11 protein-coding genes are annotated in these 13,554 nt (G+C 71.2%); 3 read left to right on the top strand and 8 right to left on the bottom strand.

Translation table 11 applies throughout. The annotated features are described in order from the left end of the window. Positions 1 to 60: 60 nt before the first annotated feature. Both erpA and ACULK2_RS09130 read right to left on the bottom strand, forming a co-directional pair. On the bottom strand, positions 61 to 411 hold the full coding sequence (gene erpA / locus ACULK2_RS09135; protein ID WP_430646524.1) for an iron-sulfur cluster insertion protein ErpA: 351 nt from the start codon (positions 409 to 411) through the stop codon (positions 61 to 63). Positions 412 to 507: 96 nt separating this feature from the next. Beyond that, positions 508 to 1,941 carry a dipeptidase gene (locus ACULK2_RS09130; protein ID WP_445969464.1) on the bottom strand — a complete coding sequence of 478 codons (1,434 nt, stop codon included), beginning with the start codon at positions 1,939 to 1,941 and terminating at the stop codon, positions 508 to 510. Positions 1,942 to 1,983: 42 nt separating this feature from the next. Between ACULK2_RS09130 and ACULK2_RS09125 the strand changes: the two genes are divergently transcribed. Further along, positions 1,984 to 2,565 (top strand): DUF3043 domain-containing protein, encoded by a 582-nt coding sequence (locus ACULK2_RS09125; protein ID WP_445969465.1) that lies wholly within the window; start codon positions 1,984 to 1,986, stop codon positions 2,563 to 2,565. A gap of 66 nt (positions 2,566 to 2,631) precedes the next feature. On the opposite strand, the gene ACULK2_RS09120 is transcribed toward ACULK2_RS09125, so the two are convergent. Continuing rightward, positions 2,632 to 3,777 carry an alkaline phosphatase family protein gene (locus ACULK2_RS09120; protein ID WP_445969466.1) on the bottom strand — a complete coding sequence of 382 codons (1,146 nt, stop codon included), beginning with the start codon at positions 3,775 to 3,777 and terminating at the stop codon, positions 2,632 to 2,634. Positions 3,778 to 3,856: 79 nt separating this feature from the next. On the opposite strand from ACULK2_RS09120, the gene ACULK2_RS09115 reads away from it, so the two are divergent. Continuing rightward, positions 3,857 to 6,325 carry a DNA gyrase/topoisomerase IV subunit A gene (locus ACULK2_RS09115; protein ID WP_445969467.1) on the top strand — a complete coding sequence of 823 codons (2,469 nt, stop codon included), beginning with the start codon at positions 3,857 to 3,859 and terminating at the stop codon, positions 6,323 to 6,325. 29 nt (positions 6,326 to 6,354) lie between these two features. On the opposite strand, the gene ACULK2_RS09110 is transcribed toward ACULK2_RS09115, so the two are convergent. Continuing rightward, the gene (locus ACULK2_RS09110) at positions 6,355 to 8,433 is read right to left on the bottom strand and encodes a DNA gyrase/topoisomerase IV subunit B (protein WP_445969468.1); all 2,079 of its coding nucleotides are present in this window, start codon (positions 8,431 to 8,433) and stop codon (positions 6,355 to 6,357) included. 145 nt (positions 8,434 to 8,578) lie between these two features. Here ACULK2_RS09110 and ACULK2_RS09105 point away from each other — a divergent pair, with 145 nt between their 5' ends. After that, positions 8,579 to 8,812 carry a DUF7455 domain-containing protein gene (locus tag ACULK2_RS09105; RefSeq protein WP_445969469.1) on the top strand — a complete coding sequence of 78 codons (234 nt, stop codon included), beginning with the start codon at positions 8,579 to 8,581 and terminating at the stop codon, positions 8,810 to 8,812. Positions 8,813 to 8,894: 82 nt separating this feature from the next. On the opposite strand, the gene ACULK2_RS09100 is transcribed toward ACULK2_RS09105, so the two are convergent. The 4 genes from ACULK2_RS09100 to ACULK2_RS09085 all read right to left on the bottom strand — a co-directional run bounded on the left by ACULK2_RS09100 (position 8,895) and on the right by ACULK2_RS09085 (position 13,497). After that, the gene (locus tag ACULK2_RS09100; RefSeq protein WP_445969470.1) at positions 8,895 to 9,638 is read right to left on the bottom strand and encodes a type 1 glutamine amidotransferase; all 744 of its coding nucleotides are present in this window, start codon (positions 9,636 to 9,638) and stop codon (positions 8,895 to 8,897) included. Then, positions 9,635 to 10,891, bottom strand: coding sequence for a Mur ligase family protein (locus ACULK2_RS09095; RefSeq protein ID WP_445969471.1), 1,257 nt, complete (start codon positions 10,889 to 10,891; stop codon positions 9,635 to 9,637). The genes ACULK2_RS09100 and ACULK2_RS09095 overlap by 4 nt, the downstream gene beginning before the upstream one ends. Positions 10,892 to 10,898: 7 nt before the next feature. After that, positions 10,899 to 12,293 (bottom strand): RNA polymerase sigma factor, encoded by a 1,395-nt coding sequence (locus ACULK2_RS09090; RefSeq protein WP_445969472.1) that lies wholly within the window; start codon positions 12,291 to 12,293, stop codon positions 10,899 to 10,901. A 286-nt stretch (positions 12,294 to 12,579) separates the two neighbouring features. Beyond that, a complete protein-coding gene (locus tag ACULK2_RS09085; RefSeq protein WP_445969473.1) occupies positions 12,580 to 13,497 on the bottom strand; it encodes a proteasome assembly chaperone family protein in 918 nt (305 codons plus the stop codon). Between the last annotated feature and the right edge of the window lie 57 nt (positions 13,498 to 13,554).

Below are 13,554 nucleotides of genomic sequence, written 5' to 3'. Positions count from 1 at the left end.
CCCGAAACGCGACGAGGGAGACCGCGGTGGCGGTCTCCCTCGTGCGAGGTCCGGTGCGGGTCAGTGGAACGAGTCGCCGCAGGCGCAGCTGCCCTGCGCGTTGGGGTTGTCGATCGTGAAGCCCTGCTTCTGGATGGTGTCCTCGAAGTCGATCGTCGAGCCGTCGAGGTACGGGACGCTCATCTTGTCGACGACCACCTCGACGCCCTCGAAGTCCACGACCGCATCGCCGTCGAGCAGGCGCTCGTCGAAGTACAGCTGGTAGATGAGGCCGGAGCATCCGCCGGGCTGGACGGCGACGCGCAGGCGCAGGTCGTCGCGACCCTCCTGCGAGAGGAGGCTGCGCACCTTGTCGGCAGCCGGATCGCTCAGCTTCACGCCGTGGCGGGCGTCGGTGATCGTGTCGCTCATATCGCTCCTCGAAGAAGTACGGTCAGCCCGATTGTACCCGCGTCGGATGCGCGTTCGCCCTGTGGCGGCATCCGCCCGGCGCCCGGGCCGCGGACGTCACTCCCCCGTACGCGCCTCGAGGCGTGCAAGCAGGAGTGCCTCGGCCAGCACCGCGCGGCGGAAGACGCCGAGATGCAGGGACTCGTTCGGGCTGTGGGCGCGCGAGTCGGGGTCCTCGACGCCCGTCACGAGGATCTGCGCGTCGGGGAACTCCTGGACGAGCTCGGCGATGAAGGGGATCGACCCGCCCACGCCGATGTCGACGGGGTCGACCTCCCACGCGTCGGCCATCGCGGCCTTCGCCTCCGCCACGGCCCATCCGCTCGTGTCGACGAGGAACGGCTGGCCGGTGTCGATGTCGTCGATCTCGAGATGAGCGCCGAACGGCGCGTGGGCGAGGAGGTGCGCCCGCAGCGCCTCGAGGGCGTCGGCGGCGTCCTGCCCGGGGGCGATGCGCGTGCTCAGGCGCACCGCGACGCTCGGGATGAGCGTGTTCGACGCGTTGGCGACGCTGGGGGCGTCGATCCCGGTGACGGTGATCGAGGGCTGCGCCCAGATGCGCGAGAGGATGCTGCCACGCCCGATGGGGCTCACCCCGTCGAGGAGACCCGCCTCCGCCCGGAGCTGCGCCTCGTCGTACTCGGGCGTCTCGAGGTCGGCGGACGTGAGCCCGGGCACCGCGACCGAGCCGTCGGCGTCGTGCAGCGTACCGAGCAGGCGGATGGCGGCGAGCATCGCATCGGGGACGGCCCCGCCGAACATGCCCGAGTGCGAGGCGTGCGCGAGCGTCGAGACCGTGAGCCGGAACGTCACGTTGCCGCGCAGCGCGACGGTCAGCGCCGGCGTGTTGACGTCCCAGTTGTTGGAGTCGGCGACCACGATCGCATCCGCCTCGAGCAGCTCGCGGTTCTCCCGGAGGAACGCGGAGAAGGATCGCGACCCGAACTCCTCCTCCCCCTCGACGAAGACGGCGATGCCGAGGTCGAGGTCGCCGCCGAGCACGTCGACGAGCGCACGGATGGCGCCGACGTGCGCCATGACGCCGGCCTTGTCGTCGGCGGCGCCGCGACCGTACAGGCGATCGCCGCGGAGCGTCGGCTCGAACGGCGTCGAGTCCCAGTCCTCGTCGCGCCCCGGCGGCTGCACGTCGTGGTGGGCGTACAGCAGCACCGTGGGGCGGCCGTTCCGCGCCGTGCGCCGGGCCACGACCGCCGGTTGGCCGAGTTCGGCGCCCTGGCCGATCGGTGCCCGGCGGACGTCGACGACGTCGAACACGCCGAGGCCGCGGAGGAGGTCCGCGACCGCCTCTGCGCTGCGCGCGACGTGCTCGGGGTCGAACGCCGCCCACGAGACCGACGGGATCCGCACGAGATCGGTGAGGTCGGCGACGGTCGACGGGAAGCCCGCCTCGACGGCGTCGCGGATGCGCTCCACGATCGATGCGGCATCGGCGCCGGTCTCGGAGGAAGGGTCGGTTCGGGTCTGGCTCATGCGGCTAATCTTAAGAGGAACCGATTCGACGAGGACTCCCCCGTGGCCAAGCATCCCAAGACAGAGACGCCCGCTCCCGCACCCGACGACGCCGCATCCGCGACGCCGAAGGTCGGCAAGGGCGCACCCACCCCCACCCGCGCCGAGCGCGAGGCCGCGAACCGGCGCCCGCTCGTGCCGAACGACCGCAAGGAGGCCGCGCGACAGGCCCGGGCCAAGGCCGCCGAGGCGCGCGAGCGCGCCCGGATCGGCATGGCGGCCGGCGACGAGAAGTACCTGCCCGCTCGCGATCGCGGCCCGCAGAAGAAGTTCGTCCGCGACTACGTCGATGCGCGCTTCAGCATCGGCGAGATCCTCATCCCGGTGATGTTCGCGGTGATCGTGCTGACGTTCGTCCCGAGCTACGAGGTGCAGACCATCGGCATCTTCGCACTCTGGGGCTTCTTCCTGATCTCCGTGGTCGACGTCATCATCCTGGGCGTCACCCTGCAGCGGAAGCTCGCGGCGAAGTTCGGGGCGACCCGGGTCGAGCGCTTCCGCTGGTACGCCGCGATGCGTGCCCTCCAGCTGCGGCCGCTCCGCCTGCCGAAGCCGCAGGTCAAGCGCGGCCAGTACCCGGCCTGAGTCCGCTCAGACGACGACGGATGCCGCGGCTTCGCGCCGCGGCATCCGTCGTCCTCGTTCGGGCTGTCAGCCGCGCCGGTACGCGCCCAGCCGGATGAGCGGGATCCGCGTCTCCTCATCGGTGAGCGACCCGTGCTGGCCGACCATCTCCTCGCCGCGCCGGTCCGCCTCGCGACGGTCGTAGTACGCGACGCCCGTGCGGGCGGCGACGAGCACGTCGGCGATGCGGTCGAGGTTCCGAGGTTCGACGTCGCCGTAGAGCCCCGCGGCGATCGCCTCGTCGCGCGAGACGACCCACGCGCGCTCACCCTCGGCGTCGCGCCACCGCTCGAGCACGGCAGCGCGCGCCGATTCGTCGAGTCCGGGCTCGAGCACGAGGCCGAGGCACCGCGGCTCGCCCGCGACGTGGCGGACGCCGTCGACCAGGCCCGGGACGGCATCGATGAACAGGTGCCGGTGCGGCGGCACGTCGAGCACGCCGTGGTCGGCGGTGACGAGCAGGCCCGTGCCACGCGGCATCCGTCGTTCGAAGTCGGCGACCTCGGCGTCGAGCGCCTCGAGGGCGGCGAGCCACCGGTCGGACTCCCATCCCTGCGCGTGCGCGATCTGGTCGAGCTCGGACACGTACACGTAGACGAGCGCCGGGCCCTCCTGCAGCACCTGGAGCGCCTCGGCGAACCGGTCGTGGATCTTCGCGCCCGCGCGGTACTCCGCACCGCGCAGCACCGCACGGGTGAACCCGGAGGTCGCGTAGCGCGTGCCCCCGACCGCGATCGCACGCACGCCCCGCTCGACGGCGCGATCGAAGACCGTGTCGTGCGGCTGCCACGTCTCCGGGACCATCCGATCGTCCCAGCCGCTGAGCTGGTTCACGACGCGGTCCTCGGCGCGGTCGGGTACCCGGTAGCCGACGAGGCCGTGCGCGCCGGGCATGAGGCCGGTCGCGAAGCTCGCGATCGCGGCGGCCGTGGTCGAGGGGAACACCGTGCGGATGACGTCGCGCTTGGCCATCGCGGCCGACAGGAAGCGGGCGTGGCCCGCGCGGGCGCGCAGGTTGCTCGCGCCGAGCCCGTCGACGAGCACGACGACCGCCGACTCGACGGCAGGGAGGTCGAACGGCCCCGCTCCCCCGCCGATCGAGGCGAGCGCTGCGGGCAGCACGCCGGTGAGCCGCGGGGCTCCGTCGGCGGGCACCGGTAGCATTGCTGGCATCGCGCCCAGTCTGGCACAGGCCGGGCGCGGCCCCGTTCCCCGCGCGTGCTGCCCCGCACGCCCTGCGTAGAGACGACGAATGACCCCAGGCACGAGCGAACCCTCCTCAACACCGATCGCCGAGCGGATCGACGAGATCGACGTCGCGGAGGAGATGCAGGGGTCCTTCCTCGAGTACGCGTACTCCGTCATCTACTCGCGCGCCCTGCCCGATGCGCGCGACGGGCTGAAGCCCGTGCAGCGCCGCATCCTCTACATGATGAGCGACATGGGGCTGCGGCCCGAGCGCGGCCACGTGAAGTCGGCGCGCGTCGTCGGCGAGGTCATGGGCAAGCTCCACCCGCACGGCGACAGCGCGATCTACGACGCGCTCGTGCGGCTCGCACAGGCCTTCACGCTCCGGGTGCCGCTCGTCGACGGCCACGGCAACTTCGGCTCGCTCGACGACGGACCGGCCGCCGCGCGGTACACCGAGGCGCGGATGGCTCCGGCCGCCGTCTCGATGACGGAGGACCTCGACGAGGACGTCGTCGACTTCATCCCGAACTACGACAACTCGCACCAGCAGCCGGAGGTGCTGCCCGCGGCGATCCCGAACCTGCTCGTCAACGGCGCGAGCGGCATCGCGGTCGGCATGGCCACGAACATGGCGCCGCACAACCTGGTCGAGGTCGTCGCAGCGGCGCGGCACCTGCTGCTCCACCCGGAGGCCACGCTCGACGAGCTCATGGAGTTCGTGCCCGGCCCCGACTTCCCGTCGGGCGGCACGATCGTCGGCCTCTCGGGCGTCCGCGACGCGTACGCGACGGGGCGCGGCTCGTTCAAGACGCGGGCGAAGGTGTCGGTCGAGCAGCTCACGCCGCGCAAGACCGGCCTCGTCGTCACCGAGCTGCCCTACCTCGTCGGCCCCGAGAAGGTCATCGAGAAGATCAAGGACGGCGTCACCGCCAAGAAGATCACGGGCATCGCGGATGTCGCCGACCTCACCGACCGCACGAAGGGGCTCCGCCTCGTCATCGGCGTGAAGACCGGCTTCAACCCGCAGGCCGTGCTCGAGCAGCTGTACCGCATGACGCCGCTCGAGGACTCCTTCAACATCAACAACGTCGCGCTCGTCGACGGGCAGCCGCAGACGCTCGGGCTCAGGGAACTCCTCGACGTCTACCTCGCGCACCGGATCCGCGTCATCACCCGGCGCTCCGAATTCCGGCTCGCGCGCCGGCGCGAACGCCTGCACCTCGTCGAGGGCCTCCTCATCGCGATCCTCGACATCGACGAGGTCATCCAGGTCATCCGTTCGAGCGACGACGCCGAGGCGGCGCGCACGCGCCTCGAAGAGGTGTTCGACCTCAGCCGGCTGCAGGCCGAGTACATCCTCGAGCTGCGCCTGCGTCGCCTCACGAAGTTCTCGCGCATCGAGCTCGAGGCCGAGCGCGACAACCTGCTCGCCGAGATCGCCGCGCTCGAGGAACTCCTCGCGAGCGACGTGCGCATCCGTGCGCAGGTCTCCGAGGAGCTCGACCGCGCCGCCGACCTGTTCGGCACGCCGCGCCGCACGATGCTCACGGAGGCCCGCGTGCAGCCGAAGACCCGCAAGGCGATCGACCCGGCGACGCTCGAGCACGCGGATGTCCCGTGCCGAGTGATCCTCGGCGCCACCGGGCGGATCGCCCGCGTCGACGCCCCCGATGGCGAGGCATCCGTCGCCATCACTCCCCCGAGCCGCCGTTCCAAGCACGATGCGGTGCGATCCGAGGTCGCGACCACGAGCCGCACCGAGATCGGCGCGGTCACCTCGAAGGGCCGGCTGATCCGCTTCTCGCCGATGGACCTGCCCGAGCTCCCGCCCAACTCGGTGCAGCTCGGGGCGGGCGTCCGCATCGCGGACTACCTCGCCCTCGCCGACCGCTCCGAGCAGGTCCTCGCGGTCGTCTCGCTCGACTCGCAGCAGCCGATCGTCCTCGGCACCGAGCAGGGCGTCGTCAAGCGCGTCGCGCCCGGCAACCACCCCAACCGGCCCGACTTCGAGGTGATCGCTCTGAAGCCCGGCGACCGCGTCGTCGGCGTCTCGCAGGGCGGCGATGACGACGAGCTCGTCTTCGTCACGAGCGACGCGCAGCTCCTGCACTTCCCTGCGTCGACGGTCCGCCCGCAGGGCTGTCCGGCCGGCGGCATGGCCGGTGTGAAGCTCGACGCCGGTGCTCGCGTGGTCTCCTTCACGGTGCTGCGTCGGGCCGACGTCGAGTCGGCCGTGGTGGTGACCGTGGCGGCCACCGGCGACACGCTGCTCGGCGCCGACCCCGGCGCGGCCAAGGTGTCCGACTTCGCGGAGTTCCCCGGCAAGGGGCGCGCGACGGGCGGCGTCCGGGCGCACCGCTTCCTCAAGGGCCAGGACGGCCTCTCGGTCGCCTGGGTCGGTCCCGGTCCGGCGCACGCGCTCGGCACGGACGGCTCGGTCCGCGCGCTGCCCCCGGGCGGCGCGAAGCGCGACGGGTCCGGGCAGACGCTCGACGCGGTCGTCGGCGTGATCGGCCGCGCCATCCGCTGAGCGGGTGCGGCCGAGACGACGCCTCGCCCTCAGGCGTCGATACGGTCGCGCGTGAGCGCCGCGGCGCTGTCCACGATGAACTCCTTGCGCGGGGCGACCTCGTTTCCCATGAGCAGCTCGAACACCCGCCCGGCGTTCTCGGCGTCGGCGACGCCCACGCGACGGAGGGTCCGGTGCCGGCGATCCATGGTCGTCGAGGCGAGCTGGTCGGCGTCCATCTCGCCGAGACCCTTGTAGCGCTGGATCGGGTCCTGGTAGCGCTTCCCCTGCTTGCGCAGCGTCGCGAGAACGCCCGCGAGCTCCTTCTCCGAATACGTGTAGATCACGTCGTTCGGCTTGGAGCCCGGGTTCATGGCGACCACGCGGTGCAGCGGCGGCACGGCGGCGAAGACCCGGCCGTCCTCGATCATGGGCCGCATGTACCGGAAGAAGAGCGTGAGCAGCAGCGTGCGGATGTGGGCGCCGTCGACGTCGGCGTCGCTCATGATGATGACCTTGCCGTAGCGCGCCGCCGAGAGGTCGAAGCTGCGGCCGGAGCCGGCGCCGATGACCTGGATGATCGACGCGCACTCGGCGTTGCCGAGCATGTCCGCGATGCTCGCCTTCTGCACGTTCAGGATCTTGCCGCGGATCGGCAGGAGCGCCTGGTGCTCGCTGTCGCGTGCGAGCTTCGCGGTGCCGAGCGCCGAGTCGCCCTCGACGATGAACAGCTCGCTCTGCGCGACATCCGTCGACCGGCAGTCGACCAGCTTCGCCGGAAGGGACGAGGTCTCGAGGGCGTTCTTGCGCCGCTGCGTCTCCTTGTGGGTGCGCGCCGAGATGCGCGCCTTCATCTCGGAGACGACCTTCTCGAGCACCATCGACGTCTGCGCCTTGTCGTCGCGCTTCGTGGAGGCGAATCGCTCGCCCAGCGCCTTCTGCACGACGGATGCCACGATCGAGCGCACCGCGGGCGTGCCGAGCACCTCCTTGGTCTGGCCCTCGAACTGCGGCTCGGGCAGGCGGACGGTGAGCACGGCCGTGAGGCCCGCCATCACGTCGTCCTTGTCGAGCTTGTCGTTGCCGACCTTCAGTCGTCGGGCGTTCTGCTCGACCTGCTGTCGGATGAACTTGAGCAGCCCCTGCTCGAAGCCCGACTGGTGCGTGCCGCCCTTCGGCGTCGCGATGATGTTCACGAAGCTGCGCATGACCGTGTCGTAGCCGTTGCCCCACCGCAGCGCGATGTCGACGTGGCAGTGGCGCTCGACGTCGGTGGGGATCATGGCGCCGTGCTCGTTCAGCACGGGCACGGTCTCGGTGAACCGGCCGTCGCCGGTCAGGCGCCAGACGTCGGTCACCGGGCCGTCGACGGCGAGGTGCTCCGCGAACTCCGAGATGCCGCCGTCGAAATGGAAGCGATGGGTCTCCGGTGCCTCACCGCGCTCGTCGGAGACGGTGATCGTGAGGCCGGGGACGAGGAACGCGGTCTGCCTGGCTCGGTTCAGCAGGTCCTCCAGCTGGAAGCTCGCACCGCGCGTGAAGATCTGCGGATCGGCCCAGTAGCGCACCCGGGTTCCGGTGACCGACTTCGCGACACGCCCGACCTTGCGGAGCTCGCTCGACTGCTCGAACGGGCGGAACGTCGCGCTCGGCGACCGGGTGCCGTCGTCGTCGAAGACGCCGGGCTCGCCGCGGTGGAAGGACATGGCCCAGGTCGAGCCCCCGCGGTCGACCTCGACGTCGAGGCGCTCCGACAGCGCGTTCACGACCGATGCGCCGACGCCGTGGAGACCGCCGGAGGCCGAGTACGACCCCGACCCGAACTTGCCTCCCGCGTGCAGCTTCGTGAACACGACCTCGACGCCCGTGAGGCCGGTCTTCGGCTCGACGTCGACCGGGATGCCGCGTGCGCGGTCGCGCACCTCGACGCTCTGGTCGGCGTGCAGCACCACGTCGATCTCGGTGCCGTGGCCCGCCAGGGCCTCGTCGACCGAATTGTCGATGATCTCCCAGAGGCAGTGCATCAGGCCGCGGGAGTCGGTCGAACCGATGTACATGCCGGGTCGCTTGCGGACCGCCTCGAGGCCCTCGAGGACGGAGAGGTGGCGGGCGGAATAGTCGGAGCTCACGTCGCACAAGCCTACTGAGGGCCACCCCTTGCCCGGCTCAGGCGCTTCGCGCAGAGCGAAATGCGGGGTCGCACGGAAGGTTCGCAGGCGGAGTCGTGTTTTCATTGAGTGACGGAAACGGCTCGTGAACGACGGAGGAGGCGCCATGAACCAGATCACCGACACCGGTGCGGTCGACGAACTCGACACCCAGCACGAGCTGACGGCACTCGATCGCTGCGACGCCTGCGGTGCGCAGGCCTACATCCGCGTGGTCGTCGCGAGTGGCGAACTGCTCTTCTGCGCCCACCACGGTCGCAAGCACGAGGAGAAGCTCTCGCAGATCGCCCACAGCTGGCACGACGAGTCGAGCCGGCTCCTCACCGACACGCGCAACTGACGCGGTCCCACGACGCCAGAATGCCCCCGGAGGAATCCGGGGGCGTTCCGTCGTTCATGGTGAGCCGGGCGGGTGGCCCGGTTCAGGCGGAGGCGGATGCCGCGATGCCCGCGGCACGCAGCTGCAGCGTCCGCGCGCCGTCCGCGTACCGGTCGACCTCTGCGGCCCGCTCCCCCGGCGAATACTCGAGTCCCGCCCGTTCGCACGCGCGCGAGAGCATCGCATCGGCCAGTCGCGGGTTCTTGGCCAGCACAGGGCCGTGCAGGTGGGTGCCGATGACGTCGCCCATCCGGACCCCCTCTTGGCCGGACCCTCGGCCGTTGCCCGACCCGGCCTGGACGCGTCCCACGGGCGACGCCTCGGCGCCGACGTAGTCGCGGGCGTGGTTCTCGAAGCCGACGAGGAGCCCCAGTCCGCCCGATGCCTTCACGACGAGGTCGCCGGCGACGCGCGCGTCGCGCGGGACCGCGCGGCCCGCGACGATGCCGAGGCCCTCGACGGTCGTGCCGTCGGCGAGTTCGATCCCCCAGCTCAGCAGTTCCCAGCCCGTGCCGACCGCGAGGATCGGAACGCCCTCGGTGCCCCAGCGACGGAGCTCGTCGTGGAGCCCGAGCAGGACCTGCCTGCTGCGCTCGAGCGACGCGTCGCTCCCGGAGCCGAGCACGACGGCGTCGACGCGGTCCGGGAGGTCCGCGGCATCCTCGACGGGGACGACGCGCGCATCGATGCCCGCCCACCGTGCGCGGGTGGCGAGGACCGCCGCGTTCTCGGCGTCGCCGTTGGTGTTCTGGAGCGAGGGCAGCAAGGAGACGATGGTGAGGGTCATTCCGCTCCCGTGAGTCCGAGGTGCGTGCGGGTGCGCCGCATCGCGTCCGCCGAGAAGACGATGGTCTTCACGCCGTTCGCCGGCGCGGGCGCGGCCAGGAAGTCTTCGAGGGCCCGGACGAGGTCGTGCTCGACCCGTTCGATCCCGACACCGTCGTAGGCGAGCATGAGGGCGGCCTCGTCGGCCTTGGAACCGCTCACGATCGAGACCCGTCCGAGCGACGAGGCATCCGTCGGCCAGAAGTACGACGGGTCGCGGACGTCGGAGCCGATCGCGAAGAGGATCTGCTCGGTGCCCGGCGCGATGCTGTCGACGTTGAGCTGGTAGCTCGACGGGTTCTGCACGAGGACGAAGTCGACCTCCTGCCCGCGGACTGTGACCCGCTCGCCACGGCCGAACACGGCCGGGATGGCGCTCAGCGCCCGCGCGGCGACCTCGGCGTCGAACCGCTCGCCGAGCACCTCGCGTGCCGTCGCGTACGCCGCGGCCGCGTCGACGGCGTAGTGCGTGCCGCGGGCAGGCAGCCCGATCGCGACGTCGCGCCCGGCGTCGGCGAGCACTGCCGACGCGCCGTCGACGGATGCCACGACGACGCCGTCGGCCGGGTCGAGCCGCTCGGCGCTCGTCTCCGTGTGGCCGAGGCCGCGCGGAGACGCCGCGAGCACGTCGGCCGACACGCCGAACCGGCGCACCGCGACCCCGTCGTCGAGGTTCGCCGCGAGGCGCTCGAGGTAGGCGTCGTCGGCGTTCGCGACGACCGCGCCGTGGGCTCGCGCCGCGATCTTGGCCAGCATGGCGGCGACCATCTCGGAGTCGTGGAACCGGTCGATCTGGTCGACCATCACGTTCGTGAGCGTGACCACGCGGGCATCGACGCCCTCCATGACCCGGGCGCCGTGCCCCTCGTCCATCTCGAGCACGGCGACGTCGCCGGGAACGCGGCCGCGCCAGTCGGCCTGTTCGAGGAGCGCCGACGTGAGCCCTTGGCTGATGTTCGCGGTCGACGGGTTGGTGAAGACCCGCTCGCCGTGCGCGCGCAGGATGGCGACGAGCATCTTCGTCGTCGTGGACTTGCCGCTGGATCCGGAGACGACGACGAGTCCCTCGGGGAAGCCGGACAGCGTCGTGCGCAGGTAGCCGGGGGCGATCGTGTTGACGACGAGACCGGGGACCGCGGAACCGCCGCCCGGCTTGCGCAGCCGAGCGGCGATCCTGGTCAGCCGGCCGACGAGGATCGCCGGCGCGTACTTCACGGGCGGCCTACTCGAGGTAGTCGCGGAGCGACTGCGACCGCGACGGGTGACGGAGCTTCGCCATCGTCTTGGACTCGATCTGGCGGATGCGCTCACGGGTCACCCCGAAGGTGTCGCCGATCTGGTCGAGCGTCTTCGGCATGCCGTCGCCGAGGCCGAAGCGCATGCGGATGACGCCGGCCTCGCGCTCGCTGAGCGAGTCGAGCAGCGACTCCAGCTGCTTCTGCAGCATCGTGAAGCCGACCGCGTCGGCCGGGACGACCGCCTCGGTGTCCTCGATGAGGTCGCCGAACTCGCTGTCGCCGTCCTCGCCGAGCGGCGTGTGCAGCGAGATCGGCTCGCGGCCGTACTTCTGCACCTCGATCACCTTCTCGGGGGTCATGTCGAGTTCCTTCGACAGCTCCTCCGGCGTGGGCTCGCGGCCCAGGTCCTGGAGCATCTGGCGCTGCACGCGGGCGAGCTTGTTGATGACCTCGACCATGTGCACCGGGATGCGGATCGTGCGGGCCTGGTCCGCCATCGCCCGGGTGATCGCCTGGCGGATCCACCACGTCGCGTAGGTCGAGAACTTGAAGCCCTTGGTGTAGTCGAACTTCTCGACCGCACGGATGAGGCCGAGGTTGCCCTCCTGGATCAGGTCGAGGAACTGCATTCCGCGACCCGTGTAGCGCTTGGCGAGCGAGACCACGAGGCGCAGGTTCGCGCCGAGCAGGTGGCTCTTCGCCCGCTGGCCGTCACGCGCGACCCACTGCAGCTCACGGCCGAGCTGCGAGCGCTTCTCGGCGTCGGACATGTGCGAGAGCTTCTCCTCCGCGAAGAGGCCCGCCTCGATCCGCATCGCCAGCTCGACCTCTTCGGCCGCGTTCAGCAGCGCGACCTTTCCGATCTGCTTCAGGTAGTCCTTGACCGGGTCGGCGGTCGCACCGGTGATCGTCGAGGAGTAGACGGGGACCTCGTCCTCGTCGTCGGACGCACGGAGGACGATCGCACCGGTCGGGTGGGGGTCGACGGGCGCGGGCTTCGCCTCCTCGTCGTCACCGGAATCCTCGGTCGGCTCCTCGACCGCGGCCGCCTCCTCGGAGGCCTCCTCGACCGCGACGTCCTCGATCTCGGCGTCCTCGTCGAGCTCGTCGTCGTCGCCCTTCTTCGCGCCGGCCCTGGCCGTCTTCGCCTTGCCGCCCTTCGCGGTGGAGGTGCGCGGGGTCTTGGAGGCGGTCGTGCTGCGCGTGCCCCCGGTCTCGCCGTCGGCCTTCGCGCGCTTGGCCGCGGCGGTCTTCGTGGTCGCGGCCTTCGCCGACGTCGACGTGGCCGTCGACTTCGGCGCGGCCCGCTTGGTCGTGCCGGCGGCGCGGGGCGCCTCGGCCGACTCGTCGGTCTTCGCCGTGCTGGTCTTGGCTGCCATGTGTACTGAACCTCTTCCTCACCGTCGCACCGCACTGCCCCTGGGCGGGCCTGCGGAGATGCGTGACTGCGTCGCGACCCGGTGATTTCGGACACGATGAGGACCCATGTCAAGTCCGCGGCGTTGGCGACGGCAGTCGCACGGCGGACCAGAACGGGTCCTTCCCCCCATTATACAGGCCGCAGCGCGTCGACCGTCCGCAACGACGCGGGTTCCGGGACGCGATCCGACCTCCACGGGGTGCAACGCCGCCGATGGCGCCGGAATTCCCGCGACGGGCGTGCGCTCAGTGCTCGTCGGCGTCGCGATTGCGTCGCCTGGCGAGGAACTTCTCGAGTTCCGCACCGATCTCGTCGGCCGAGGGCAGCTCGCCGTCCTCGTCGGTGAGCGGCGAGCGCAGCGTGGTCCCCTCCATGTAGTCGTCGTGACGTTCCTCGAGGGTGCGGACGAGCTTCGCGAGCTCCCCGTTCTCGGCCACCTGCTCGTCGATGCGCGCGGTGAACTCGCGCCCCTGCTCCCGGAGCGCGTCGGTCGGGAAGATCCGCCCGGTCGAGGCGCTCACCGACTCGAGCGCCGCCACCGCCGCCGACGGGAACTCGGCGTCGGAGAGGTAGTGCGGCACGAGCAGCACGAACCCCGTCGTCGGATGACCGAGCGCCTGGAGCCGGTATTCGACGAGGTGCAGCGCGTTCGCGGGCACCTGAGTCGTGGGGCGCCAGATCGACATGGCCTCGATGAGGTCCTCGCGATTGCCGCTCACGGTCACGCCGATCGGACGCGTGTGCGGCACCGGCATCGGGATCGAGTTGATCCACGTGGTCGAGCCGACCTCGAACCGCTCGATGAGTCCGAGCACGGCCGCACCGAACCGCTCCCACTGGAAGTCGGGCTCGAAGCCGGTGAGGAGCAGGAACGGCTGCCCGATCTCGTCACGGGCCAGGTCCAGCGAGAGCCGGGGCGGGCGGTAATCGGTGAGGTGGTCGCCCTCGAACAGGATGAGGGGCCGCCGCGCCCGGTAGTCGAGCAGCTCGTCGGCGTCGAACGTCGCCACGACCTGCGTGTCGAGCGTGGACAGGAGGTACTCGGTGGTCTGTGCGACCGCCGATCCCGCGTCGGCGAACCCGGTGAGACCGGCGACGAGCGGGAGTCCGAGGGGCACCTCGACGTCGGCATTGAGCTCGTACAGGGAGCGGGGGTCGCGCATACCTCAAGGGTACCGACGGGCGAGCCGGGCCCGGCCGCGCGAGCGCGCCGGCGGTCA

It is taken from the genome of Agromyces molybdatiresistens, from assembly GCF_052748445.2.
The sequence above is the reverse complement of the archived record's forward strand: the minus strand, read 5'-3'. Positions and strand labels throughout refer to the sequence as shown.